The following is a 23,685-nucleotide window of genomic DNA, read 5'->3' on the forward strand; positions in this document are numbered from 1 at the left end:
GGCGTGCGGGGAGTTCCCCGCCGTCCGGGACTGCGCTGTCGGGCCGGCGGTACGCACCGGACCTGGCCACCGGAAGGGCGGAGCCATGATGCGCCTTGTCGTCGACCTCAACAGATGTCAGGGGTACGCGCAGTGCGCGTTCCTCGCTCCGGACGTCTTCGCGATGCACGGCGAGGAATCCCTCGTCTACAACCCGCAGGCGGAGGAGGAGCAGCGGGAGCGGGTGGCCCGCGCCGTCGCCGCCTGCCCCGTGCAGGCGATCACCGCCGACGGGCTGGACGGGGTGGCGGGAGGGACGTCCGATGCCGCCCACTGACTATCTCGACTGGCTGCGGCGCGAGGGCCGGATCGTGGTCGTCGGCGCCTCGCTGGCCGGTCTGCGGGCCGCCGAGACGCTGCGCGCCGAGGGCTTCGCCGGCGAACTCACCATGATCGGCGACGAGCCGTACGAGCCGTACGACCGCCCGCCGCTGTCCAAGGCGGTGCTGCTCGGCAGGGCGGTCCCGCACCACACCGGGCTGCCGCACCGCCGGGAGATCGACGCCAAGTGGCGGCTCGGCGTGGCCGCGACCGGTCTCGACATGGAGGCGCGGCGGGTACGGCTGGCCGACGGCGACGAGGTCGAGTACGACCGGCTGCTGATCGCCACCGGGGTACGGGCCCGGCCCTGGCCCAAGGAGGACGAGGCCCGGCTGGACGGGGTGTTCACCCTGCGCACCCGGGACGACGCGGCGGCGCTGCTGCGGCGGCTGAAGGCCGGGCCGCGCCGGGTGTTCGTGATCGGCGCCGGGTTCACGGGTTCGGAGATCGCCTCGGCCTGCCGTGAGCAGGGCATCGCGGTCACCGTGGCGGAACGCGCGGGCGCGCCGCTGGTGGGTGCCCTGGGCGGGGTGATCGGCGCGGTCGCGGCGGAGATGCACCGGGAGAACGGGGTGGACCTGCGGACCGGCGTCATGGTCACGGCGCTGGAGGGCGACCCGGCCGGGCGGGTGCGGGCGGTCCACCTGTCCGACGAGTCCGTCGTCGAGGCGGACGTGGTGGTCGTGTCGCTCGGCGCGGTCCGCAACACCGACTGGCTGACCGGATCCGGGCTCGGCGCGGGTCCGCGGGGCATCGCCTGCGACGCGGGCTGCCGTGCCTTCGACTTCCGCGGCATCGTCACCGACGACATCTTCGTCGCCGGCGATGTCGCCCGGTCCCCGCACGCGCTGTTCGGCTACCAGTTCCTGTCCCTGGAGCACTGGGGCAACGCCGTCGCCCAGGCCGAGATCGCCGCGCACAACATGATCAGCCCGAGTGCCGAGCGCAAGCCGCATCTGTGGGTGCCGGCGTTCTGGTCGTCGCAGTTCGGGGTGAACATCAAGTCGGTCGGGGTGCCGCCGATGGGCGACCAGATCATGATCACGCAGGGTTCGCTGACCGAGCGCCGGTTCGTCGGGGTGTACGGCTACCAGGGCCGGACGATCGCGGCGGTGACCTTCGACAACACGCGGTGGCTGGAGTTCTACCAGCGGCAGATCGAGAAGGGCGCGCCGTTCCCGGTGGAGTTCCCGACGGTGGACCGCCGTCCCGAGGGGCGGGTGCCGGTCGGCGCCGACTTCCCCGACCCGGCCCTGCCGACGCACGACCCCATGGTGACCCTCAGCGGCTACTCGCCGACCGACCAGCAGCTGGTCTTCCACCCCGCCCGTCACTGACCGCCACCCGGCCCCGACGCTGCAAGGACCTGTCATGCCGCAGACCTCGATGTTGCACCGGATCACCGACTTCGCGAACCGCGCCAACCCGTACCCGCTGTACGAGGAACTCCGCAAGACACCGGTGCTGCACGAGGAGGAGGACGGCCCCTACCTCATCAGCACCTATCACGACATCGAGGCCCTGCTCCATGATCCGCGGATCAGCTCCGACGAGTCCAACGTGCTCTTCGGCCGGAACGACGAGCTGTCCGGCCCGGAGGCGACGGGGCTGCCGCCGAGCTTCATCCGGCTCGACCCGCCGGAGCACGACCGGCTGCGCAGGATCGCCAACAGCTCCTTCGGGCCGCCGCACCGGCCGCACCGGATCGACGACATGCGGCCGCAGCTGGAGGAGATCATCACCGGGCTGATCGACGGACTCGGGGACGCGCGGGAGTTCGACCTGGTCGACCAGGTCGCGTACCCCTTCCCGGTCACCGCGATCTGCCGGATTCTCGGCGTGCCCCGCGAGGACGAGCCGCGCTTCCGGACCTGGGTCGACCCGATCGTCGCCGGTCTGGACCCCGACCCCCGTACGGCCGACGAATCCCACCGGGCCGCGCAGGAGGCCCGGCTGCAGCTCGGCATGTACCTGAACGGGCTGGTGGAGCAGCGGGCCAGGGATTCCCGTGACGACATGCTCTCGGATCTGGTGCACAGCAGTGGTCCGGACGGCTCCATGACGAACATGGAGGTGCTCAGCACCGCGGTGATGCTGCTCATCGCCGGCCACGAGACGACCGTCAACCTCATCACCAACGGCATGCTCACCCTCCTGCGGCATCCGGAGATTCTGGAACGACTGCGCGACGACCCGGGGCTGTCGGTGCGGATCGTGGAGGAACTGCTGCGCTACGAGCCGCCGGTGCACCTCCTGCCGCAGCGCACCTGCATCGCCGACATCGAGGTGCACGGGGTGACCATTCCCAAGGGTTCGCGCATCTTTCTCATGCTGGCCGCGGGCAACCGGGATCCGCACCGGTTCACCGACCCCGACCGCTTCGACCCGGACCGCCAGGACCTCCAGCACTTCGGCTTCGGCAGCGGCATCCACAGCTGCTTCGGCGCCCCGCTGGCCCGCCTGGAGGCCCAGATCGCGCTGTCTCAGCTGGCCCGCCGGCTCGACAACCCGCGGCTCGTCGAGGATCCGCCGCCGTACCGCCCGAACGCGGTGCTGCGCGGCCCGCGCCACCTCAACATCGCGATCGACGGCCTGAAGTGACGAACAGTCAGGACGGCAGCCTGCGCAACTGCACCAGGCCCAGCCAGGTTTCCGGGCCCGGCCTGGTGTAGGCGGCGCGCACCGCGTACGTACCGGGCTCCAGCGGGACCCGCAGATGCTCCCCGCCCGCCGCCTCGCCGCCCGGCCAGGCGGAGTCGAACAGGACCACGGGGCCCGGGACCTGCCAGCGGAGCTCGTTCTCCCACACGGCGTTGTCGAGGGCGGCGGGGACCTGGGCCAGGAGCTCGGCCTCGGAGTTCGCGGCGGACCAGCGGACGAAGGTGCCGTGGTCCGGCAGGAAGGACGTCGAGGCGGGTTCGTCGCCGAGGACCAGGGCCGCGCTGTCGCCGACCGGGAGCAGTCCGACGTAGCCGTCGACCTCGCAGGCCCGGTCGTAGTCGGTGGCCAGGTCCTCGCTGTCGGCGCCGGCCCAGAACGGCAGGACCGTCTCCGGGACCGCCACCAGCGGGCCGCCGCCCGACTCCACCCACTCCAGCGCGCCTGGATCCGCGTAACGAGTCATGGGGTGAACCTACACGTACAGCGACGACACAGGTTCACCTCCGGGAATCAGCAACCGCAGTCGCCGTCGACGGGGGCGGTCAGCGGGTCCGGATCCCGGCGCTCGCGGCCCTGCCAGGTCTCGAACTCGAAGCCCTCACGCACCCAGTACTCGAATCCGCCGAGCATCTCCTTGACCCGGTAGCCGAGTTCGGCGAGCGCGAGCGCGGCGCGCGTCGCGCCGTTGCACCCGGGACCCCAGCAGTACGTCACCACGGGCACCTCCCGGTCGAGGAGTGCGGCCGCCTGCTCCGCGACGAGCGCGGTGGGGAGATGGACGGCACCGGGGATGTGGCCCTGGTCCCAGGACGCGGTGGAGCGGGAGTCCAGGACGACGAAGCCGGGGTCGCCGTCGGCCGCGAGGGCGGCGGCCACGTCGGAGACGTCGGCGTGGAAGGCGAGGCTCGCCCGGAAGTGGGCGGCGGCCTCGGCGGGGGCGGCGGGGGCGACCCGGAGCACGGGGTTGGCGGTGGTGGCGGTCATCTCGTCGGCCTTTCACTGGCTGCCGGGGCGGCGGATCTCCATGACCGGAAATCTACGGCCGGTGACCTGCCGCCCTGAAGGCGCGATCCCCGGCCCGGGTCTTGTCCGGCCGGGGATTCCCTGTTATCCATCCCCCATGACCGTGTTTTCCCCGGACGCCACCGACTGGCGCATCCTCGACGTCCTCCAGCGTGAGGGCCGGGCCAGCTTCGCCGAGCTGGCGCGCGCCGTGGCGATGTCCCCGAGCGCGGTGACCGAGCGGGTGCGGCGCCTGGAGGAGGCGGGGGTGATCCAGGGGTACGCGGCGGTGGTGGACCCGGAGCGGCTGGGCCTGCCGATCCTCGCCTTCGTCCGGCTGCGCTACCCGAACGGCAACTACAAGCCGTTCCACGACCTGGTCGCCGCCACCCCGGAGATCCTGGAGGCGCATCACGTCACGGGCGACGACTGCTTCGTCATCAAGGTCACGGCCCGCTCGATGCGCCACCTGGAGGAGGTCTCCGGCCGGATCGGCGCCCTGGGCTCGGTGACCACGAGCGTCGTCTACTCCTCGCCCCTCCCCCGCCGCGCCGTCGGCACCTAGGAACGCTGCCGCAGCGCCGAGCCCGATCTCCCCTTCACGACCTCCAGTTGGGCGTGGATCCGGCGGCGCAGGTCGGCGACATGGCTGACGATGCCGACGCTGCGGTCGCGTTCCCGGAGGGAGTCGAGGACGTCGAGGACCTCGTCCAGGGTCTGGTCGTCGAGGCTGCCGAAGCCCTCGTCGATGAAGAGGGTGTCGAGCCGGACCCCGCCGGCCTCGTCGGTGACCACGTCCGCGAGGCCCAGGGCGAGGGCGAGGGAGGCGAAGAAGGTCTCGCCGCCGGAGAGGGTGGCGGTGTCGCGTTCGCGTCCGGTCCAGGCGTCGACGACATGCAGCCCGAGGCCGCTGCGGCCGCGTCCGCTGCGGTCGTCGGAGTGGACGAGGGTGTAGCGGCCGGAGGACATGCGCCGCAGCCGTACGGTCGCGGCGGCGGCGACCTGTTCCAGCCGCGCCGCCAGCACATACGACTCCAGGCGCATCTTGCGCTCGTTGTCGGCGGAGGTGCCGGCGGTGAGTCCGGCGAGCCGGGCGACCCGGTCGTACTCCTCGCGCAGCGGGGCGAGCCGGCGTACTCCCGCGCTCGCGTGGGCGGACAGCCGGTCGAGTTCGGCGCAGGAGCGGGCGGCCCGGTCCCGGGCGGAGGCGGCGTCGCGCAGCCGCCGGTCCGCGGCGGCGGCGGTGCGCTCGGCCGTGTCGAGGTCGGCGGGCGGCTGCTGGGCGGCGGCCGCGGTGTCGGCCTCGGCCAGCACCGCGCGCACCGCGGCCTCCTCGGACTGCCAGTCGTCCAGGCGCCGTTGGAGCTCGCGGTGGGCGGTGTCGTCGAGGTGGGCGGCCGCCGCGGCCTGCGGGGTTTCGAACCCGGCCCGGTAGGCGGCGTCGGCGAGCCGGGCGTCGGCGTCCTTGAGATGCCGGGCGGTGTCCTCGGCGGCGCGCGCGGTGTCGGCGGCGTCGGTGAGCAGCGCGAGCTGCCGCTCCAGCTGCCCGGCCCGCACGGCGACGCTGGCGGCGCTCCCCCGGACCGCCGCCAACTCCTCCTCCAGGGAGGCCTGTTCGGCGTCGATGCCCTCGCGCCGGGTCAGCCGCGCGGCGGCCCGCACCTCGGCCTGCTGTCGGCCGGCCAGTCGGCGCTCGCGCTCCTGCCCGGCCAGCCGCAGCTCCTCCTGCGCCGGGTGCAGGGCGGAGGCGGCCCGCCGGACCCGTGTGTACTCCTGCTCCAACTCATCGGCCTGGGAGGCGAGTTGTGCGGTCGACGCGTCGCCCGCCTCGGCGGTGGCGGCGGCCAGGGCCTCGCGTACGGTGCCCAGGCCCCGCTCGTCCTGGGCGCGCTGTGCGTCGGCGCGCTGGAAGGCGGCTTCCGCGCGCTGTTCGGCCTCGCCGTCGATGTGACCGGCGAACTTCTCGGCGGGCGCGGGGTGTTCGGTGGCTCCGCAGACGGCGCACGGCTCGCCCGCGGTGAGCTGCGCGGCCAGCTCGGCGGCGATGCCGGTCAGCCGCTGTTCCTTGAGGTCGAGCCAGTGCTCGCGCGCGTCGGCGGCCCGGCGCGCGGAGGCGAGGGCGGTGCGCTGGGCCTCGTCCGTGTCCTGGCCGAGTTCGTCCCGGAGCCGGGCCGCCGCCAGCCGCCGCCGCGCGGGTTCGCGCTGGACGGCGAGCTGCTCGGCCCGGGTCGCGGCCTCCTGGGCGGTGTCGATACGGGACTGGAGTTCCGCCCGGGTGGCGTCCCAGTCGGCGAGCCAGCCGTCGGCCTCCCGCAGCACGTCCTCGTCGTCCCGCTCCTGCCGGTCGAGCCGGCCGCGCTCCTCGACGACCTCGGCGAGCCGCCGCTCGGCCCGGCGCGCGGACTCCAGCCCGCCCAGCTCCTCGGTGACCCGGCGGGCCGCGGTGGCGAGCCCCGCCGCACCGGCGCCCGCGAACGTCTCCGGCAGCAGCGTCCGCGCGCGTGCCTCGGCGGCGGCCGCCCTGCGGTGCCCCGCCTCGGCGGCCTCCCGCAGCTCCAGCGCCGGCGCCACCGCCGCCGCCTTCCGCCCCCGCTCCATCCGCGCCTGCGCCTCACGATGGGCGCCGGCCCGCTCCTCCAGGCGTACGGCCCGCTGCCGTGCCTCGGCGAACCGGCCCTGCAGCCGCGCCAGTTCGCGTACGCCGGCCAGCGCCCGGTCGGCGGCGAACTGGGCGGACTCGGCGGCGGTGAGGCGGCAGTGGGCGACGGTGAGGCGCTCGCGCGCGGTGCTGCGGGCGACGGCGGCGGCGCCGAGCACGGCGTCGGCCAGCCCCGGTTCGCCCGGGGTCAGTTCCGGCAGTTCCATCGCGTCGCCGGCTTCCTGCTGCATCCGGTGCGCGTCGGCCAGCAGCGCGGAGTCGCCGTCCCGCACCTGTGCCTCGGTCGTCCGGCGGCGCTCCGCGAGGCGCTTCTCGACCTCGGCGAAGCGCTGGGTGTCGAAGAGCCGGCCGAGCAGCTGGCCGCGGGCGCCGGCGTCGGCGCGCAGGAAGCGGGCGAAGTCGCCCTGGGGCAACAGGACGACCTGGCAGAACTGCTCCCGGCTCATGCCGAGCAGCTGGGTGATCTCCTCGCCGACCTCCTGGTGCGACCGGCTGAGGTCCTTCCAGACACCGGCCGTCGCGTCGTACTCGCGCAGCCAGGTCTGGGCCTTGTCGACGGTCGTACCCTGGCGCTTGCCCTTCTTGGGCCGCTCCCAGGGCGGCTGCCGGGTGATCTCCAACCGGCGTCCGGTGACGGTGAGTTCGAGGCGGATCTCGGTGCGGGCGGTCGCCTCGGCGTGGTCGCTGCGCAGGGTGAGGCCCTGGCCAGTCTGGCGGGCGCCGGGGACGGTGCCGTAGAGCGCGTAGCAGACGGCGTCCAGGACGGAGGTCTTTCCGGCGCCGGTGGGGCCGTGCAGCAGGAAGAGCCCGGCGGCGGAGAGCGCGTCGAAGTCGACGCTCTGGGTGCCGCCGAAGGGTCCGAAGGCGGTGACGTCGAGCCGGTGGAGCCTCACTGGGCGACCTCCCGCGCCGCGTCGAACGCCTCGCCCAGCACGGTCAGTTCGCGTTCGTCGGGGCCCGCGCCGCGGACATGGGCGACGAAGTCCTCGGCGATCTGCCGGTCGGTACGGCCGGCCAGTCGGCGGGCGTAGGAGAGGTCCGGGTCGTCGGGGGCGCGGTCGGGGGCGAAGACCAGGCTGAGGGTGTGCGGGAAGCGCTCGGTGAGGCGGGCCATGGGGTCGGCGGGCCGGACCGCGTCGGTGAGGGTGGCCTCGATCCAGGCGTCCTCGTGCCGGGTCAGCGCGGGGTCGGCGAGCAGGTCGTCCAGGGTGCCGCGGACGCGGGCCAGGGGGCGCGGGACCGGGCAGTCGAGGCGCTCGGCGGTGACGGTGCCGTCGGCGGCGAGGTCGACGAGCCACATGCTCTTGCGGTGGTCGGTCTCGGAGAAGGAGTACGCCAGCGGGGAGCCGGAGTAGCGGACGCGCCCGGTGATGGTCTGGCAGCCGTGCAGATGGCCCAGTGCCGTGTAGTCGACGCCGTCGAAGACACCGGCCGGGACGGCGGCCACCCCGCCGACGGTGATGTCCCGTTCGCTGTCGCTGGCCTCGCCGCCGGTGACGAAGGCGTGCGCGAGGACCACGGAGCGGGTGCCGGGGGCGCGGGCGGCGAGGTCGGCGCGGACCCGGTCCATGGCGGCGGCGAGCACCGCCTCGTGACCGGCCTTCTCGACCGCGAACTCGTCCTTCACCAGGGCGGGTTCGAGATACGGCAGGCCGTAGAAGGCCACGTCGCCGTGGGCGTCGGCGAGCACGACGGGCGTGGCGACGGCCGCCGGTTCGGTCCGCAGATGGATGCCCGCGCGGTCGATGAGCCCGGCGCCGACCCCGAGCCGACGGGCCGAGTCGTGGTTGCCGGAGATCATCACCGTGGGCACGCCCAGGTCGGCCAGCCGGTGCAGCGCGTCGTCGAAGAGCTCGACCGCGGCCAGCGGCGGTACCGCACGGTCGTACACGTCCCCCGCCACGACCACGGCGTCGACGGCGTGCTCCCGCACGGTCGTCACCAGGTGGCCGATGAACTCGCTCTGGGCGCCGAGCATGCTCACGCGGTGGAAGGCCCGGCCGAGATGCCAGTCGGAGGTGTGCAGGATTTTCATGAGATCACCCTGTCCCGCACCTTTGCCCCTATTGCACCTGTATCACCGGCACGAACCGGTCCACGGCCCGTGGTCAACGCCTGCCACGCTAACGCATTTCGCCCCCTGGACCATCACGTACCTCGGATCGTCACGCGTCCCCGTAGGCCTCCCCGCCCAGTTCGAGGTGTGCGGTGCCCGCCGTGGTGTCGGCGAGCCAGGTGCGGAAGGTGTCCACGTCGGCGTCGGGCAGGGCGATCCCGATGGTGACGGCCTCGGCGTAGCGGACGTCGCGGACCTCGCGGCCGGTGGCGCGGAGGTCGTTCTGGAGCTTGCCGGCCCGCTGGTGGTCGACGGTGACCGCGGCCAGCCGGAAGCGGCGGCGGGTGATCGTGCCGAGGGTGTCGAGGGCTTCGCCGACCGCGCCGCCGTAAGCGCGGATGAGGCCGCCGGCGCCGAGCTTGACACCGCCGTAGTAGCGGGTGACGACGGCGACGACGTAGCGCATGTCACGGCGGAGCAGCATCTGGAGCATGGGGACACCGGCCGTGCCGCCCGGTTCGCCGTCGTCGCTGGCCTTCTGGGTGGAGGCGTCGGCGCCGATGACGTAGGCCCAGCAGTTGTGGGTGGCGTCGGCGTACTCCTTGCGGATCGCCGCGACAAAGTCCTGGGCCTCCTGCTCGGTGGCCGCGGGGGCGAGGGTGCACAGGAAGCGGGAGCGGTTGACCTCGGTCTCGTGCGTGCCCGCGCGGGCGACTGTGCGGTACTCGTCCTGCATCCGCCCAGCCTATGCGCACCCGTGTACTACTCCTTCCCCCTGGGCACCGTCACCTCCGTCAGCAGCGCCGTCCCCGGGGCCAGTGCCGCCCACTCCGTCCCGTGCCAGGCCAGCACCGCGATCGCGGAGGTGGGGAACTTCCTCCGCACCTGCTCCAGGGTGTCGTCGAGGCCGTCGCCCGCCAGCTCCAGGACCAGTTCCTCAAGGCCCGGGTTGTGCCCGACCAGCAGCAGGGTCTCCACCTCGGCCGGGACCTCGTGGACGACCTCCAGCAGGTCGGGGGCATCGGCGGCGTAGACCCGCCGGTCGTGGCGGACCGGGGGCGGGGTGCCCCACTGGCCGGAGGCCAGTTCCCAGGTCTGGCGGGCGCGGACGGCGGTGGAGCAGACGGCGAGGTCGGGCAGGCAGTCGGACTCGGCGAGGGCGCGGCCGGCGGCGGGCGCGTCGCGGCGGCCCCGGGCCGCGAGCGGGCGCAGCCGGTCGGGGACATCCTCGGGCCAGGCGGACTTGGCGTGCCGCAGGACGACCAGGCGGCGCAGCGGGCCGGCGCCCGCCCGGGCGGTCACCCGAGACTCCCGAGCTCGCGGGTGAGTTCGAGGGCGAGCAGCCGGTCGGCGTGTGCGCAGGTCTCGAAGCGGGCGCCGTCGGGGATCTCGGGCTGGCTCTCCATCCAGTGCAGCACGCCGAGCACCGCGGGCACGTCGAGGTCGTCCTCCCAGGCCTCCCGCAGGCGTCCCCGCACCTTCTCGGGGACCGGCCGCGAGGGGCTGCGCGCCCAGTGGGCCACCGACCGGCGCAGCCGGACGAGCCGCCGGGCGGCCGCGTCCAGGGCTCCGGCGCCGAGGTGCACGGCCGTGCGGCGCGGGGCGTCGAGCAGGGCGAGCCGGAGCGCGGCGGGGTCGGCGAGCCGGTTGAGGACGTCGGCGTCGGGGCCGCTCGCGGGGGCGACGGCGACGGTCACCCCGGCGCCGGGCACGGTGACGCCCTCCGCCGCCACGTGGACGACCTGGGCCTCGCCCAGTCCCGAGGCGAGGTCCCGGCCGTCCTCGAAGGGGCGGATGCCGAGGGTGGTGGCGGCGGCGTGCAGCTCCGCCTGGTGGTGGGCGGCGGTGAGCAGGGGCAGGACCGGGGTGCCGCCGATCTCCAGGGCGCGCAGGAGCAGGTCGGTGGTGAGCAGGACCCGCAGCGCCGTCAGGTCGTGCCCGGAGGCGTGTGCCTCGACCCGGGTCAGGGCACGGCGGGCGGGGGCGGCGGGGACGGTCTGACCGGTCTTGGCGTCGAGGATGCGCAGCACGGGCTGAGCGTAGGCGCGCGGAGAGCCGTACGCAGGCACCTTGCGACGATTCCGGTCACCGTGGCGGGACATGCGGGACATGCGACACCTCCTGCCGCCCGGGCAGACCTGACGGTGCCGGCCGCTACGGAAGACGTGAGTCGGTCCCGAGGACGTCAGGCGTCAGAGTGACAAACAGCGGCATCTTGTACAGCGGTGGAGGCTCGCCGTCCAGCCCGAGTCGCTGCCAGGCCAGCCGCGCCGAGATCTTCAGCACCCGGCGCGCACGGATGATGAGCAGGAAGGCGAGCGGCAGTTCCACCAGCACGGCCGAGGCCGTACTTCCCCACACATCGCCTCGCCCCCAGCTCAGGGAGACGTCGAACCAGGCATCGCAGACCAGGAGCGTGGCCGCCACGAAGGACATCGGCACCAGGGCCTGCCGTTTCAACCAGACCGCGACCCCGGCACCGGCCAGCGACACGAGCAGCATGACGTCGAAGCCCACCCACACCATGGGCCAGTACCGGGCCTCGAAGCGATCGGGCAACGAAACGGCCAGGTAGACGGTCCAAGGGACGAGCACGCACACGCACAGGGCCAGTTGCCCCACGGCCCGTCGGTGGCGGCGGCGCAGCGTGGGGTTGTCCGGTGCGAATCCCTTGGCCGTGCCACCCGTCGTGGCGGTGGGGTTGCTCTGCTCGTTCATCCTTGCCTGTTCCTGATATCAGCGCCCGGCCCGGGCCGACCGCGCCGGTGACCGCACTGCTGACCGCTCTTCGATGGTACGGCGGCCTTCCGTCCCGTCCGCGGGCGGAGTGCGGGACGGCTGACCGCGGTCCTGATCACGTCGAACGCCTCGTGTCCTCAGGAGCTGTGCGTGAGCGGCATGGTGTCCCAGAGCGAACACTGGTGTTCCACGGAGAACCGGACGTCGTCGATCAGTACGCTCCTGCCCCCCGCGCGCAGCGACAGCGTCGACCCCTTGCCGCCGGCGTACGCGGGCCAGGTGGTCTGCCGGGCGACGTGCGGCCGGCCGGTCTTCGTGAAGGCGCCCCAGTACCGTGTCATCTCGCGGGCGAGCCGGCGCTCGTCGGCGTTGAACAGCGGGGCGATCGGTGTGCCGTTGTCGAAGCTGGGCCAGATGTAGGCGAGTTCCGCGGCGTGGCCGGCTCCCCAGACGTAACCGGGTATCTGCGTGAGGCCGGGCCCGGTCCGGTGGTCGAACTCGTACGAGTAGGTGGGGGTGTACCGCTCGAAGGTCCGGACGAGCGAACGTTGCCCGCATCCGCCGATCCCGCCGATCATCCCCGAGTCGGTCATGATCGCGCCGACGAGGTACGCCGCGGTGTACGCGTCGGACGTCCCGGGCCAGGGGTAGCGGGCGAGGACCTCGTCGGCGCGGTCCCCGGCGACGCCCCGGACGAAGGCGAGGTAGGCCTCCTTGCCCGCCCCCAGGTAGCCCTGGGCGAAGGTGCGGCCCTCGTCACGGTTGGCGCCGACGAGCACGGGCACGCGGGCGAACCGTCCGCTGTCCACCGCCTCGCGCACGTTGACCGGGAACGTCGGGGTCCCGTCCACGAAAGCGGCCGAGAAGGTCCGGCTCGCGTCGAGGAGTGAACCCGCCGAAGCCGACCGCAGGCAGCCGAGGACGGCCGTCCGGTCGGTGCCGTCGCAGCCCGCCTGGCGGGCGAACGCCGTTCCGGTGGCCTCGGCCGCGTCCTGCGGCTCGCTGGGGCAGGAGCCGCTCTGGATCATGGCGCGGGCGAACAGTCCGCGCGAGCCGGGCGAGACCAGATGCCCGCAGACGGACCAGCCGCCCGCGGACTCGCCGTCGATGGTGACCGCGCCGGGGTTCCCGCCGAAGGCGGCGATGTTGCGCTGCACCCAGCGCAGCGCGGCCTGCTGGTCCATGAAGCCGTAGTTGCCGGACTCGCCGCCCTCCTCGGTGAGGGCGGGCAGTCCGAGGAAGCCGAAGACACCGAGCCGGTAGTTGAGCGAGACGCCGATGACGCCCGTCTCCCGTACGAGCTTCGACTCGTCGTTCTGTGCGCCGCTGCCGTTGGTCAGGCCGCCGCCGTGGATGAAGACGTGCACGGGAAGCCGGGCGCCGGCCCGCGCTCCCGCCGGCCGCCACACGTTGATGTCGAGACAGTCCTCGGTCTCGCTGCGGGGGCCGTTGCCGCTGGGCAGTACGGGGCAGGGGTTGCCGAAGGCGGTGGCCTCCCGGACGCCGGTCCAGCGCGCCGCGGGCCGGGGCGGTTTCCAGCGCAGGGAGCCGGTGGGGGCCGCCGCGTAGGGGATGCCGACGAACCGCTCGACGCCTTGGGAGACAGCGCCGCGCACGGCGCCCCTGTCGGTGGGCACGACGGTCGGCGCACTCGCGGACGCGGCCACGGAAGCCGTCGCGTTCGCCGTCGCGGGCAGCAGCCCGACGGTGGTCATGGACAGGATCAGCGCGCCGCCCAGGGCAGTACGGATTCTGCGGGCAGTCATGGGGACCTCTCTGGCGGGATACGAGGGACCGGGCGGTCAGCGGGTGACGCCGACGCTGCCGTGCAGGGGCAGCGTCCGCGACGAGGAACCGACCCACACGTCCCGCTTCCCGGTGCCGAGCACCCAGGCACGGGCGGACGTGTTCCAGTACTTCAGCTGCTGGGCGTCGACCCGGACGCGTACGGTCTTCGACTCACCCGGGCGCAGACGCACCTTCTGGTAGCCGCCGAGCGCGCGCACCGCCTGCGGCGCGGTGGTCGCCGGGCTCGCGCCGACATAGACCTGGGCGACCTCGGCCCCGGTTCGGGTGCCGGTGTTCTTCAGGGTGAACGAGACGGTCAGCGCGCCGTGGCTCTGCCGTACCGCGAGGTCGCGGTAGGCGAAGGAGGTGTACGACAGCCCGTAGCCGAAGGGGAAGAGCGGGGCGGCCCGCTCCTTGTCGTACCAGCGGTAGCCCACGTAGATGCCCTCGGAGTAGTTCTCCTGGTCGCCCACGCCCGGGTACCTGAGCGGGTCGCCGGCCACCGGTGTCGCGGACTCGCTCGCGGGGAACGTCTGGGTGAGCTTGCCCGACGGGTTCACGTCGCCGTAGAGCAGTCCGGCGGTGGCCTCGGCGCCGTTCTCCCCGGGGTAGTACATGTCGAGCACCGCCTTGACCTTGGACAGCCACGGCATGGTGATCGACGACCCGGTGTTGAGGACGACGATCGTGTTCGGGTTGGCGTCGGCGACGGCGGAGATGAGCCCGTCCTGGTCGGCCGGCAGGGAGAGGTTCTTCCGGTCGTAGCCCTCGGTGCCGTCGTCGTAGGCGAAGACGACGGGGGTCTTCACCTGGCGGGCCAGGGCCACCGCCTGATCCCTCGCGGCCTGCGCGGCCTGCGGGGTGACCCAGCTCAGCCGGACCTTCGTCGGTCCGCCCTGGATCGCGAGGGCACCGGCCTCAAGGCTGTGCGTGCCCGCCGTGAGGTGCACCGTGGCACTGCTGGAGCCCAGGAAACCGGTGATGACGCTGTTCCCGTCGATCTTCAGCGCGCCGTACGCGGCGGGAAGGTCGAAGACGAAGGAGTAGTCGCCGTCGGTCGGCACGGTGAGGGTGCCGCTGTAGTAGAAGGAGGCGTCCGGTGTCACCGGGATGGAGCCGTCCGCGTCGATGGGCAGGGCGGGGCTGAGGGCCGAGGCGGGGATGGGGACGCCGGTGTTGTCGCCGCCGGCCGCGTAGCGCACCGTGGCGTGCCGGCCGGCTCGCGCGGTGATGGTGTCCAGGGGCGAGGCCGCGGAGTCCGGTACGACGTTGGAACTGCCGCCGCCGGTGACCTTCGGCGTCTTCGCGGTCGGGCCGATGAGTCCGATGCTGGTGTCCTCGCCGGTCAGCGGAAGCGCTTTACCGGTGTTCTTCAGCAGGACCGCGCCGGATTCGGCCACCTTCTGGGCGACTTTCGCGCCGCCTTTCGGATCGCGTGCGGGCCGCTTGGTCGCCGCACCGTCGAGGAGACCGAATTTCGCCATCTGCTGCAGAATGCGCGCGACCGAATCATTCAGCTCCGAAACCGGAATGGCGCCGTCGGTAATCGCGGTCTTCAGTTCCTCGCCCAGGTGGACACCGCTCGGCATCTCCTGGTCGAGGCCGTTCACGATGTCGGTCGTCGCGTGGGTCGCGCCCCAGTCCGACATGACCCAGCCCGTGAAGCCCCACTGCTCCTTGAGGATCGAGTCGAGCAGTTCGTCGCTGCCGCAACCGTGGCTGCCGTTGACCGAGTTGTACGAGCACATCACCGCCCCGGCGCCGGCCTCGACGGCGGCCTCGAAGGCGGGCAGCTCGATCTGGCGCAGGGTCTGCTCGTCGACGTTGACGTTCACCCCCATGCGGTTGTCTTCCTGGTTGTTCTCCGCGTAGTGCTTGACGGTGGCGATCAGGCCCTGGCTCTGGACGCCCTCGACCTCGCCGGCCACCATGCGGGAGCTGAGCAGCGGGTCCTCGCTGAAAGTCTCGAAGTTCCGCCCCGCGTACGGAACTCGGATGGTGTTCGTCATGGGCGCGAGCAGGACGTCCTGGCCGAGCGCTCGGCCGTCGCGTCCGACGGTCCGGCCGAACTCCCGGGCCAGTCGGTCGTCGAAGGACGAGGCCAGGGCGACCGGTGCCGGCATCGCGGTGGCGTGCTCGTTGACCCGGACGCCCGCCGGGCCGTCGGTGAGCCGCAGTTCGGGGATGCCGAGGCGGGGCACCCCCGGGATGTATCCGGCCTGCCCGAGCGCCTGCGGATCGGTACCGCCGTGCACGAAGGACAGCTTCTCGTCCAGCGTCATCCGGGCGACGAGGGCGGCGACGCGGGCGGACACCCTGACGGTGACACCCGAGCCGCCCGCGCCCGAGGCGGTGGGAGCCACGAGCGCGCTCCCGGCCAGGAGCGCCGCGCTCACTCCCGCGATCAGTGCCGTACGGCGTAAACGGCCGCCGTGGCGTCGTACCGATCTCCGAACGGGCTCCATGCGGACTCCTCACCACTGAAGTGCTCGACGATTTATGTCTCCGCTGGACAGAATTCGAGTCACAGCAGGTGGCTCTATAAAAGATCGAACGTCCAAGGAGGTTAAATTCGCACATTCGATGCGTCAACCCTCTGGAATTCCGTTCCTGCCCGACATAAATTGACGCCCCCATGAGGGAGGTGACACGTGTCGGCACGTGACGAGGTCCTGGCCCATGTCCGACGGCACGGGAGCGCGTCGCGCCCCGAACTGCAGACGGCGCTCGGCATCAGCCGTCCGGTCGTCGCGGCCGTCGTCCGCGACCTCCTCGCCGGGGAGCTGCTGACCGAGCACCGGGGGGAGAACACGGGCGGCCGCGGGCGCCCGGGCCGCCGCCTTCGGCCGCGCTATCCGGCGGGCGCGGTCGTCGGAGTGGACGTCGGCCACCGGCATCTCACCGTCGCCGCGGCCACCCTCGACCTGACCGTCCGGGCCGAGCGGCGGGTGGCGATCGACGTGGACACCCGGCCGACGGCGGCCCTGGACATCACGGCCGACATGATCCGGCGTACGGTCGAGGAGGTCCGGCCCATGGTCGAGGGGCCCGTGAACGCGTGCGTCGTCGGCATACCGGGGCCGCTGGACATGAGTAAACGGGCGATCGCGTCGCCCACCATCCTGTCCAGCTGGTCAGGCCTCGATCTGGCGGCCGAACTCGGCTCCCGGACGGGACTGACGGTCTCCCTCGACAACGACGCGAACCTCGGAGCCCTGGCAGAACACCGGCACGGCGCCGCCGACCACCGCGGCAACCTCATCTACGTCAAGGCGTCCGACGGCATCGGGGCGGGCCTCATCGTCCACGGGATCCCGGTCAGCGGCAGCTTCGGGGCCGCGGGCGAGATCGGGCACACCCAGGTGATCCCGGACGGGGACTGGTGCCGATGCGGCAACCGCGGCTGCCTGGAGACCATCGTCTCGGTCCGCCAGGTGCTCCAGCAGGTCCGGCACTTCTACCCGGGCGACGCCGACCTGCGGTCCCGCTTACCGGAGATCGCCCACCACCCGGTGGCCCGGAAGATCTTCGCCGAATCCGGCCGCACCCTCGGTCGCGTCCTGGCCAATCTGTGCGCACTGCTCGACCCCGCGGCCGTCGTCATCGGCGGCGAGATGGGCCAGGCGGGCGAGGCGTTCGTCGACGGCGTCCGCGACTCGATCGAACGGCTCGCCCAACCGGGCTTCGACAACCGCGTCCTGGTCGTCGCGTCCGCCCTCGGCACCCGCGCCGAGCTGATCGGGAGTCTCACGCTGGCTCGGGACATCGCCCTGCGGGACGTCCTCCGCTCCTGCCCACGTCCGCGGTGAACGGCCGCCACGCCCATGGTCGGGCGGAATCGTCACAGCCCTCCGACGGTTGAGCCGGACAAGCGTGTTCGCACCGACCACAAGGAGCCCGAGCGTGTACGGCGACGAAGCTGCAGTCCGCAAGATCCTCACCGAACTCGGCGACACCTGGGCCGTCGTCGGCCTGTCGACGAACCAACGGCGTCCGGCGTACGGCGTCGCCGCGGTCCTCCAGCGCTTCGGCAAGCGCATCGTGCCGGTGCACCCGAAGGCGGAGACGGTGCACGGCGCGGTGGGGTACCCCTCGCTCGACGCGATCCCCTTCGAAGTCGACGTGGTCGATGTCTTCGTCAACGGCGACCTCGCGGGCGCCGTCGCCGACGAGGCGCTCTCGATCGGCGCCAAGGCGGTCTGGTTCCAGCTCGGCGTGATCGACGAAGCCGCGTACGACCGCACCCGCGGCGCCGGCGTCGCCATGGTCATGGACCGCTGCCCAGCCATCGAAATTCCCCGGCTGAACCGAATTTGAGCTTTACTTGAGCTTGCCTGTCTTACCTTCTTCTCACATTTCTCAACTGAATACGGACATTCTGTGACCCTCACTGACCTGCGTAAAAGCTTTGGCCAAGACAGGAAAGATCGAGGGTCAAGTTTTGGGCAACACTCTTCAGTCCGTCCGGCACTCACCCTTAACTTGTGGCCTCTTGCTCGTTAAAGCTGCGTTCAGAAAATGAGAGGCCACTTGACATGGTGAGTGTCGAGAAAGCCGCGACGGAGGACATCACACCTTCGGGCGGTCTGAGGCGGAACGTCGGGCTGATCGGCCTGATGTGGGCCTCTGTGGGCTCGATCATCGGGTCCGGCTGGCTGTACGGCGCGCACGACGCGGTCATACAGGCAGGCCCTTCGGCGATCATCTCGTGGGTGATCGGCGCGGTGGCGATCGTGCTGCTGGCCCTGGTGCACGCCGAGCTCGGCGGCATGTTCCCGGTGGCGGGCGGTACGGCCCGCTACCCGCACTACGCGTTCGGCGGACTGGCCGGCATGTCCTTCGGCTGGTTCTCCTGGCTGCAGGCCGCGACCGTGGCGCCGATCGAGGTCGAGGCGATGATCGGCTACGCCGGCCACTGGTCGTGGGCCCGGCACTTCCAGCACGCCGACAAGACCCTGACGACCAGCGGCCTGCTGGTGGCGATCGTGCTCATGGCGGTCTTCGTCGGGGTGAACTTCTTCGGCGTACGGGCGCTCGCGCACACCAACAGCGCCGCGACCTGGTGGAAGATCGCCGTCCCGCTGGGCGCGATCTTCATCGTGGCCGCGACCGACTTCCACCCCGCCAACTTCCACTCGGAGGGCTTCGCACCGTTCGGTGCCAAGGGCGTGCTGGCCGCGATCAGTACCAGCGGCATCATCTTCGCGCTGCTCGGTTTCGAGCAGGCCATCCAGCTGGCGGGCGAGAGCCGCAACCCCAAGCGGGACCTGCCGCGCGCCACGCTCGGCTCGGTGGCGATCGGCGCCGTCATCTACGTCCTGCTCCAGGTGGTGTTCATCGCCGCGCTGCCGCACAGCTCCTTCGCGCACGGCTGGGGCCACCTGCACTACACGGGCGACGACGGCCCGTGGGCCGGTCTCGCGACCCTGGTGGGTCTCGGCTGGCTGGCGTGGGTCCTCTACCTCGACGCGATCATCTCCCCCGGCGGCACCGGCCTGATCTACACCACCGCCACCTCACGCGTCTCCTACGGCCTGGCGAAGAACGGCTACGCGCCGAAGATCTTCACGAGGACCGACGCGCGCGGTGTGCCGTGGTTCGGCCTCATCATGTCGTTCGTGACCGGCGTGATCTGCTTCCTGCCGTTCCCGAGCTGGCACAAGCTGGTCGGCTTCATCACCTCCGCGAGCGTGCTGATGTACGCGGGCGCCCCGCTGGCCTACGGCGTCTTCGCCGACAAGCTGCCCTGGCTGGAGCGCCCGTACCGGCTGCCCGGCGGCAAGGTGATCTCGCCGCTGTCGTTCGTGGTCGCCAACCTGATCATCTACTGGGCCGGGTGGGACACCCTGTGGCGGCTCGGCCTGGCGATCGTGCTCGGCTATCTGCTGCTCGGCGGCTACGCCTACTACGCCCACAGCAGGAACCTGCCGGACGCGCCCCGACTGGACTTCCGGGCCGCGCAGTGGCTGCCCGTCTACCTGCTGGGCATGGGCCTGATCTCCTGGCAGGGCGGCTTCGGCGGCCAGGGGAACCTGCCGCTGTGGTGGGACATCGCGGTCATCGCCGTCTTCTCGGTCGTCATCTACTACTGGGCGAAGGCGACCTCGTCCTCGGCCGCGGACATCGAGCGCAGCATCGACGAGGTCGTGGTCACCGACGCCCCCGCACACTGACCCGCTCCTCCCCCCTACGTCCCGTCAGCCACGTCGGCACTGCCGTGGCTGACGGGACACCGTCATAATGCGGGGGTGACTCACCCCTCCCCCCACCCCAACTCCGGGCCCGAGGAACGCAGTACGGTCGTCGTCGTGGGCGCCGGACCCGCCGGGCTGACCATCGGGAACATCCTGCGGGCCGCCACCGTCGACTGCGTGGTCCTGGAGACCGAGAGCAGGCAGTTCATCGAGACCCGGCCGCGCGCCGGGGTGATCGAGGAATGGGCGGTGCGCGGCCTGGAGCAGCGCGGGCTGGCCGAGAACCTGCTGACCCGGGCGCAGGCGCACTCCCTGTGCGAGTTCCGCTTCGCCGGCGAGCGCTTCCGCTTCGACTACCACGAACTGACGGATCATCACCATTACGTCTATCCGCAGCCGTTGCTGGTGACGGACCTGGTCCGGGAGTACGCCGACGTCCGCGGCGGGGACATCAGGTTCGGGGTGCGGGACGTCACGCTGCACGACCTGGAGAGCGACCGGCCCGCCGTGTCGTACACCGACCCCGGCACCGGCGAACGACACGTCCTGCGCTGCGAGTTCGTCGCGGGCTGCGACGGAGCGCGCGGGGTGACCCGGGACGCGATCCCCGAGGGGCGGGTCCGGGTCTCGCGGCGGGACTACGGCGTCGGGTGGCTGGCGCTGCTCGCCGAGGCGCCGCCGTCCTCGGACTGCGTGCTGTTCGGCGTCCATCCGAACGGCTTCGCCGGGCACATGGCACGCAGCCCCGAGGTCACCCGCTACTACCTGCAGTGCCCGCCGGGCGACGACCCGGAGAACTGGCCGCACGACCGGGTCTGGGCCGAGCTGCGCGCCCGCCTCGGCGCGACCGACGCACCCCCGCTGCACGAGGGGCGGCTGATCGAGAAGCGCGTGCTGGACATGCACGACTACGTGGTCGAGCCCCTGGCGTTCGGCCGCCTCCTGCTGGCCGGCGACGCCGGGCACCTGACCGCGCCGATCGCCGCCAAGGGCATGAACCTCGCCCTGCACGACGCCTTCCTGCTCGGCGACGCGCTCGTCGCGCACGTCACGAAGGGCGACGGCTCCGGACTGGACGGCTACTCCCACGCCTCGCTGCGCCGGGTCTGGGACTACCAGGAGTTCTCCCAGTTCCTGTCTGGCATCTACCACGGCACCGCCTCCGGCGATCCGTTCCTCGCGGGCACCAGCCTGGCCCGGCTGCGCAGGCTGTTCACCTCCCGCGCGGCGGCGACGGCCTTCGCCGAGCAGTACCTCGGTTCGGCCGCCGCGTTCTGACCGCTCACGCCGGCACGGCGGCCGGGGCCGCGGTGCGGGTCGCGAGGAGGGCCGTACCGGCGAGGGCGAGCAGCACGACCCCGAGGGCCATCGCCAGGTGGATACCGGCCAGGGGCGTGGCCCCGGCGGCCATCAGGGCGGTGGCGGCGGCCGAACCGAGGACCGAACCCAACTGCCGGACCGTGTTGTTGACGCCGGAAGCTCAGCTCCCTGCTTCGGTAGGCCTTTCGGCGGCGGTCTCGGTCAGCCGGTGGTCCGCCACCTTCAGCGCCTCCTCGACCAGTCGGCGCAGATGGCCGTGGCGCAGCGAGTAGACCACCCGGCGCCCCTCCTTGCGCGTGCCCACCAGGCCCGCGAGCCGCAGCCGCGCCAGGTGCTGGCTGACGGCGGGCCGCGCGGCGCCGCACACCTCGGTGAGGGTGCTGACGTCGGCCTCCCCCGCGGTCAGGGCGTGCAGCAGGGTCAGCCGGGTGCGGTCGCCGAGCAGGGCGAGGAGTTCGGCGGCGAGCGCGAACTGCTCCTCGCCCGGGGTGCGCGGATGCGCATGATGCGCAGGTGATAGGTGCATGCGTGCGCTCATACGCACATAATGGCGTGGAGGGCGTCGCATGTCCACGTCCCGCGCACGGAGAGGGGAGCCGCATGAGCGACCGGCACCATCACGAACACGCACACGCACACGCACACGCGGACGACCGGCACGGCGAGCCCGCCCACGACCACCAGCATGAACACGGACACGGGCATGAACACGGGCACGGGCACCCCCGCTCCTCGTCCGGCGGCCCGCGCCAGCGCCTCGCCCACCGCCTCGCCCACCTCCTCAAGCCCCACTCCCACGAGACCGCCGACAAGCTCGACCCCGCCCTTGAGGCCTCGGCGCGGGGCATGCGGGCGCTCTGGGTCTCGCTGGCCGTGCTGGGGGCCACGGCGCTCGTCCAGGCGGTGGTCGTGGTGCTGTCCGGCTCGGTCGCGCTGCTCGGGGACACGGTGCACAACGCGGCCGACGCGCTGACCGCCGTACCGCTGGGCATCGCCTTCGTGCTCGGGCGGCGGGCCGCCAACCGCCGCTTCACCTACGGCTACGGGCGGGCCGAGGACCTCGCCGGGATCGCGATCGTGCTGACGATCACCGCGTCGGCGCTCTTCGCCGCGTGGACGGCGGTGGACCGGCTGCTGGATCCGCGGCCCGTCAGCCACGTCCCGGCGGTCGCGGTGGCCGCGCTGGTGGGGTTCGCCGGGAACGAGTGGGTGGCCCGGTACCGGATCAGGGTGGGCCGGGAGATCGGCTCGGCCGCGCTGGTGGCCGACGGACTGCACGCCCGTACCGACGGGTTCACCTCGCTGGCCGTGCTGCTGGGGGCCGGCGGCGCGGCCCTCGGCTGGCAACTCGCCGACCCGATCGTGGGGTTGGCGATCACGGCCGCGATCGCACTGGTGCTGCGGGACGCGGCCCGCGAGGTGTTCCGGCGAGTGATGGACGCCGTGGACCCGGAGCTGGTGGACCGGGCCGAGCGGGCGCTGCGCGAGGTGCCCGGGGTGCGCGCGGTGGGCGAGCTGCGGCTGCGCTGGATCGGGCACCGGCTGCGCGCCGAGGTCGCGGTCGTGGTCGACGGCGAGGCGACCGTACGGCAGGCACACGCGATCGCCGTCGCGGCGGAACACGCGCTGCTGCACGCCGTACCGAGGCTGACGGCGGCCCTGGTGCACGCGGATCCGACACCGGCGCCGGGCGAGGCGGACCCGCACCTGGCGCTGGCGCACCACCTGGTGTCGTCCTAGACGCCCAGCCCGTCGAGCACCACCGCGCCGGGGAGCTGGGCGAACGCCTTGCCGGGCACCAGGAGTTTGCCGCGGCGGCGGCCGCTGCCGACCAGGACCCAGGGCAGGTCGACGACGGCGGGGTCGACCAACAGGGGCCAGTCGCCCGGGAGTCCGATCGGGGTGATGCCGCCGTACTCCATGCCGGTCTCGCCGGTCGCCAGGTCCATCGGTGCGAACGAGGCCTTGCGGGCGCCGAGTTGGCGGCGCACGGCGCCGTTGACGTCGACCTTGGTGGTGGAGAGGACCAGGCAGGCGGCGAGCGTGCTCTCGCCGCCGCGCTTGCCGGCCACGACCACGCAGTTCGCGGACCGCTCCAGCAGGTCGCGCCCGTAGTGCTCGACGAAGACCGCGGTGTCCGCCCACTGCGGGTCGGTCTCGACGTAGAGGATCTGGTCGGCGGGGACGGCACCGCTCCAGTGGCGCACGGCGTCGGCGACCGGGACCGTCAGCTCGTCGAGGCAGTCGGGGGCGGGGGTGGCGGTCTCGAAGTCTCCGATGGGTGCGCGCATGTCCGCACGCTAACAGCCCGGTGCGGGCGGCTCAGGGCACGGGCGGGACGGAGACGGTCATCACCATCTCCATCGGCACGTCCCCGGTGTTGCCGTACACGTGGGCCGTGTTGGCCTCGAAGGAGGCGCTGGCGCCCGTCGGCACCCGGTAGTCGGCCCCGTCGACGGTGAGGGTCAGTTCACCGGCGGTGACATGGACGATCTCCACCGTGCCGGTGGGGTGCGGCTCCGAGGGACTGCTCTCGCCCGGCATCAGGCGCCAGTCCCACATCTCCAGCGGGCCGGGCGCCTCGGTGCCGGCGAGCAGCCGGTTGAAGCTGCCGGCCTCGGTGTGCCAGAGCCGTACGGCCTTCTCGACGGGGACGATCTGGACCTTCGGGCCCTGCTCGTAGTCGAGCAGCGTGGTGATGCTGATGCCGAGCGCGTCGCCGATCTTGACGACGGTGCCGATGCTCGGGTTGGTGCGAGCCTGCTCGATCTGGATGAGCATGCCCCGGCTGACCCCGGCCCGGGCCGCGAGCACGTCGAGGGTGAAGCCGCGCACCGAGCGCCAGTGCTTGACGTTGCGGGCCAGGGACTGGGTCAGCAGGTCGAGGTCCGACACGTTCCGTCCAT

General features: G+C 72.5%; 23 protein-coding genes. 9 read left to right on the forward strand and 14 right to left on the reverse strand.

Annotation, left to right across the window (positions count from 1 at the left end):
* The first annotated feature begins 88 nt into the window (after positions 1-88).
* The 3 genes from ACGFZS_RS37045 to ACGFZS_RS37055 are packed head-to-tail and all read left to right on the forward strand — an operon-like array spanning position 89 to position 2,961.
* A complete protein-coding gene (locus tag ACGFZS_RS37045) occupies positions 89-316 on the forward strand; it encodes a ferredoxin (protein WP_393798888.1) in 228 nt (75 codons plus the stop codon).
* Positions 303-1,697, forward strand: coding sequence for an NAD(P)/FAD-dependent oxidoreductase (locus tag ACGFZS_RS37050; protein WP_393798781.1), 1,395 nt, complete (start codon positions 303-305; stop codon positions 1,695-1,697). The genes ACGFZS_RS37045 and ACGFZS_RS37050 overlap by 14 nt, the downstream gene beginning before the upstream one ends.
* 34 nt (positions 1,698-1,731) lie before the next feature.
* Positions 1,732-2,961: a cytochrome P450 gene (locus ACGFZS_RS37055; RefSeq protein ID WP_393798782.1), complete on the forward strand. Its 1,230-nt coding sequence runs from the start codon at positions 1,732-1,734 to the stop codon at positions 2,959-2,961.
* 7 nt (positions 2,962-2,968) lie between these two features.
* On the opposite strand, the gene ACGFZS_RS37060 is transcribed toward ACGFZS_RS37055, so the two are convergent.
* A complete protein-coding gene (locus ACGFZS_RS37060) occupies positions 2,969-3,484 on the reverse strand; it encodes an immunity 21 family protein (RefSeq protein ID WP_359219618.1) in 516 nt (171 codons plus the stop codon).
* A 47-nt stretch (positions 3,485-3,531) separates the two neighbouring features.
* Entirely contained in the window at positions 3,532-4,005 is a 474-nt protein-coding gene (locus tag ACGFZS_RS37065) for a rhodanese-like domain-containing protein (protein ID WP_393798783.1), read from the reverse strand.
* 136 nt (positions 4,006-4,141) lie between these two features.
* On the opposite strand from ACGFZS_RS37065, the gene ACGFZS_RS37070 reads away from it, so the two are divergent.
* On the forward strand, positions 4,142-4,588 hold the full coding sequence (locus ACGFZS_RS37070) for an Lrp/AsnC family transcriptional regulator (protein WP_365689763.1): 447 nt from the start codon (positions 4,142-4,144) through the stop codon (positions 4,586-4,588).
* Here the strand turns inward: ACGFZS_RS37070 and ACGFZS_RS37075 are convergent.
* The 8 genes from ACGFZS_RS37075 to ACGFZS_RS37110 form a co-directional block, all read right to left on the reverse strand.
* Positions 4,585-7,575 (reverse strand): AAA family ATPase, encoded by a 2,991-nt coding sequence (locus ACGFZS_RS37075; protein WP_393798784.1) that lies wholly within the window; start codon positions 7,573-7,575, stop codon positions 4,585-4,587. The genes ACGFZS_RS37070 and ACGFZS_RS37075 overlap by 4 nt on opposite strands.
* Positions 7,572-8,717 (reverse strand): exonuclease SbcCD subunit D, encoded by a 1,146-nt coding sequence (locus tag ACGFZS_RS37080; RefSeq protein ID WP_393798785.1) that lies wholly within the window; start codon positions 8,715-8,717, stop codon positions 7,572-7,574. The genes ACGFZS_RS37075 and ACGFZS_RS37080 overlap by 4 nt, the downstream gene beginning before the upstream one ends.
* Before the next feature lie 130 nt (positions 8,718-8,847).
* Entirely contained in the window at positions 8,848-9,474 is a 627-nt protein-coding gene (locus ACGFZS_RS37085) for a YigZ family protein (protein ID WP_393798786.1), read from the reverse strand.
* Positions 9,475-9,500: 26 nt separating this feature from the next.
* On the reverse strand, positions 9,501-10,040 hold the full coding sequence (locus tag ACGFZS_RS37090; protein WP_393798787.1) for a SixA phosphatase family protein: 540 nt from the start codon (positions 10,038-10,040) through the stop codon (positions 9,501-9,503).
* Positions 10,037-10,768 (reverse strand): hypothetical protein, encoded by a 732-nt coding sequence (locus tag ACGFZS_RS37095; protein ID WP_393798788.1) that lies wholly within the window; start codon positions 10,766-10,768, stop codon positions 10,037-10,039. Before ACGFZS_RS37095 ends, ACGFZS_RS37090 begins: the two co-directional genes overlap by 4 nt.
* A 124-nt stretch (positions 10,769-10,892) precedes the next feature.
* Positions 10,893-11,456, reverse strand: a complete 564-nt coding sequence (locus ACGFZS_RS37100) for a hypothetical protein (protein ID WP_393798789.1) — start codon at positions 11,454-11,456, stop codon at positions 10,893-10,895.
* Positions 11,457-11,614: 158 nt separating this feature from the next.
* Positions 11,615-13,243, reverse strand: coding sequence for a carboxylesterase/lipase family protein (locus ACGFZS_RS37105; protein WP_393798790.1), 1,629 nt, complete (start codon positions 13,241-13,243; stop codon positions 11,615-11,617).
* Positions 13,244-13,279: 36 nt separating this feature from the next.
* The gene (locus tag ACGFZS_RS37110) at positions 13,280-15,730 is read right to left on the reverse strand and encodes a glycoside hydrolase family 3 C-terminal domain-containing protein (protein WP_393798791.1); all 2,451 of its coding nucleotides are present in this window, start codon (positions 15,728-15,730) and stop codon (positions 13,280-13,282) included.
* A gap of 186 nt (positions 15,731-15,916) precedes the next feature.
* Between ACGFZS_RS37110 and ACGFZS_RS37115 the strand changes: the two genes are divergently transcribed.
* The 4 genes from ACGFZS_RS37115 to ACGFZS_RS37130 all read left to right on the forward strand — a co-directional run bounded on the left by ACGFZS_RS37115 (position 15,917) and on the right by ACGFZS_RS37130 (position 20,737).
* Complete coding sequence (locus tag ACGFZS_RS37115; protein WP_393798792.1) at positions 15,917-17,074, forward strand: ROK family protein; 1,158 nt, start codon at positions 15,917-15,919, stop codon at positions 17,072-17,074.
* A gap of 94 nt (positions 17,075-17,168) precedes the next feature.
* Complete coding sequence (locus tag ACGFZS_RS37120; protein WP_393798793.1) at positions 17,169-17,582, forward strand: CoA-binding protein; 414 nt, start codon at positions 17,169-17,171, stop codon at positions 17,580-17,582.
* A 218-nt stretch (positions 17,583-17,800) separates the two neighbouring features.
* Positions 17,801-19,438 (forward strand): APC family permease, encoded by a 1,638-nt coding sequence (locus ACGFZS_RS37125; protein ID WP_393798794.1) that lies wholly within the window; start codon positions 17,801-17,803, stop codon positions 19,436-19,438.
* A 75-nt stretch (positions 19,439-19,513) separates the two neighbouring features.
* Entirely contained in the window at positions 19,514-20,737 is a 1,224-nt protein-coding gene (locus ACGFZS_RS37130; RefSeq protein ID WP_393798795.1) for a 4-hydroxybenzoate 3-monooxygenase, read from the forward strand.
* Positions 20,738-20,741: 4 nt separating this feature from the next.
* Here ACGFZS_RS37130 and ACGFZS_RS37135 read toward each other — a convergent pair whose 3' ends face one another.
* Positions 20,742-20,909: a hypothetical protein gene (locus ACGFZS_RS37135; RefSeq protein WP_393798796.1), complete on the reverse strand. Its 168-nt coding sequence runs from the start codon at positions 20,907-20,909 to the stop codon at positions 20,742-20,744.
* Positions 20,910-20,939: 30 nt separating this feature from the next.
* Positions 20,940-21,317 carry an ArsR/SmtB family transcription factor gene (locus tag ACGFZS_RS37140; RefSeq protein ID WP_393798797.1) on the reverse strand — a complete coding sequence of 126 codons (378 nt, stop codon included), beginning with the start codon at positions 21,315-21,317 and terminating at the stop codon, positions 20,940-20,942.
* Positions 21,318-21,379: 62 nt separating this feature from the next.
* Between ACGFZS_RS37140 and ACGFZS_RS37145 the strand changes: the two genes are divergently transcribed.
* Positions 21,380-22,519 carry a cation diffusion facilitator family transporter gene (locus tag ACGFZS_RS37145; RefSeq protein ID WP_393798798.1) on the forward strand — a complete coding sequence of 380 codons (1,140 nt, stop codon included), beginning with the start codon at positions 21,380-21,382 and terminating at the stop codon, positions 22,517-22,519.
* Here ACGFZS_RS37145 and ACGFZS_RS37150 read toward each other — a convergent pair.
* Positions 22,516-23,070 carry a YbaK/EbsC family protein gene (locus ACGFZS_RS37150; protein WP_393798799.1) on the reverse strand — a complete coding sequence of 185 codons (555 nt, stop codon included), beginning with the start codon at positions 23,068-23,070 and terminating at the stop codon, positions 22,516-22,518. The two genes, ACGFZS_RS37145 and ACGFZS_RS37150, sit on opposite strands and share 4 nt — an antisense overlap.
* Positions 23,071-23,101: 31 nt before the next feature.
* On the reverse strand, positions 23,102-23,674 hold the full coding sequence (locus tag ACGFZS_RS37155) for a helix-turn-helix domain-containing protein (protein ID WP_355719155.1): 573 nt from the start codon (positions 23,672-23,674) through the stop codon (positions 23,102-23,104).
* Positions 23,675-23,685: the final 11 nt, after the last annotated feature.

The organism is Streptomyces sp. NPDC048288, assembly GCF_043201555.1.
Classification (GTDB): domain Bacteria; phylum Actinomycetota; class Actinomycetes; order Streptomycetales; family Streptomycetaceae; genus Streptomyces.

Bases quoted from the DNA above. Each gene is read 5' to 3' on its own strand.
- ACGFZS_RS37045 (WP_393798888.1), top strand. From the start codon at position 89: ATGCGCCTTGTCGTCGACCTCAACAGATGTCAGGGGTACGCGCAGTGC.
- ACGFZS_RS37050 (WP_393798781.1), top strand. From the start codon at position 303: ATGCCGCCCACTGACTATCTCGACTGGCTGCGGCGCGAGGGCCGGATC.
- ACGFZS_RS37055 (WP_393798782.1), top strand. From the start codon at position 1,732: ATGCCGCAGACCTCGATGTTGCACCGGATCACCGACTTCGCGAACCGC.
- ACGFZS_RS37060 (WP_359219618.1), bottom strand. From the start codon at position 3,484: ATGACTCGTTACGCGGATCCAGGCGCGCTGGAGTGGGTGGAGTCGGGC.
- ACGFZS_RS37065 (WP_393798783.1), bottom strand. From the start codon at position 4,005: ATGACCGCCACCACCGCCAACCCCGTGCTCCGGGTCGCCCCCGCCGCC.
- ACGFZS_RS37070 (WP_365689763.1), top strand. From the start codon at position 4,142: ATGACCGTGTTTTCCCCGGACGCCACCGACTGGCGCATCCTCGACGTC.
- ACGFZS_RS37080 (WP_393798785.1), bottom strand. From the start codon at position 8,717: ATGAAAATCCTGCACACCTCCGACTGGCATCTCGGCCGGGCCTTCCAC.
- ACGFZS_RS37085 (WP_393798786.1), bottom strand. From the start codon at position 9,474: ATGCAGGACGAGTACCGCACAGTCGCCCGCGCGGGCACGCACGAGACC.
- ACGFZS_RS37100 (WP_393798789.1), bottom strand. From the start codon at position 11,456: ATGAACGAGCAGAGCAACCCCACCGCCACGACGGGTGGCACGGCCAAG.
- ACGFZS_RS37105 (WP_393798790.1), bottom strand. From the start codon at position 13,243: ATGACTGCCCGCAGAATCCGTACTGCCCTGGGCGGCGCGCTGATCCTG.
- ACGFZS_RS37110 (WP_393798791.1), bottom strand. From the start codon at position 15,730: ATGGAGCCCGTTCGGAGATCGGTACGACGCCACGGCGGCCGTTTACGC.
- ACGFZS_RS37125 (WP_393798794.1), top strand. From the start codon at position 17,801: ATGGTGAGTGTCGAGAAAGCCGCGACGGAGGACATCACACCTTCGGGC.
- ACGFZS_RS37140 (WP_393798797.1), bottom strand. From the start codon at position 21,317: ATGAGCGCACGCATGCACCTATCACCTGCGCATCATGCGCATCCGCGC.
- ACGFZS_RS37145 (WP_393798798.1), top strand. From the start codon at position 21,380: ATGAGCGACCGGCACCATCACGAACACGCACACGCACACGCACACGCG.
- ACGFZS_RS37150 (WP_393798799.1), bottom strand. From the start codon at position 23,070: ATGCGCGCACCCATCGGAGACTTCGAGACCGCCACCCCCGCCCCCGAC.